This is a genomic window from Mesorhizobium sp. M4A.F.Ca.ET.050.02.1.1, from assembly GCF_003997725.1.
In the GTDB taxonomy this organism is placed as follows: domain Bacteria; phylum Pseudomonadota; class Alphaproteobacteria; order Rhizobiales; family Rhizobiaceae; genus Mesorhizobium.
Genome location: NZ_RZSG01001546.1, coordinates 1 through 401, shown reverse-complemented (window position 1 = coordinate 401; position 401 = coordinate 1). Strand labels below are relative to the sequence as shown.

Sequence of the window (401 nt, the reverse complement as noted above, 5' to 3'; positions counted from 1 at the left end):
GGAAAGCCCGGCAGGGCGTAACTCGCCGCAACCATCTAATGAAATCGTTGACGCGCGGACGCTCTCGCGTTGTTTCCCGTGACGGGCGACGAAAAGAGCCATGCCTACATCGCGGCCCGATCAATGTCCGACGACGATGATTTGGAACATTTCAATCTGTTGCTGATATTCGCCCTCGAAGACCTCCTATTTTGCGGGCGTATTGAACGTGGCTTTGACCAAATTGCTACCTGGCCGCTCGCGCACCTACCGGCCTGGTTTCTTTGCGCGGATGTTTCCAGGGGGAAAATGGAAACTGACCCTAGACCCGAAAACTTCGGGATACTTTCGGCTCGCTCAAGATGGCGAAGTGCAGCTTAGCTGCCTCGAAATCGTGTCAATTTCCACCAGCAGGGCCCTCT

1 protein-coding gene is annotated in these 401 nt (G+C 55.1%); it reads left to right on the top strand.

The genetic code is table 11. From position 1 onward, the window contains the following. Positions 1–208 precede the first annotated feature (208 nt). The coding region (locus EOA33_RS40070; RefSeq protein WP_210212674.1) for a hypothetical protein at positions 209–401 on the top strand (193 nt) is incomplete at its 3' end.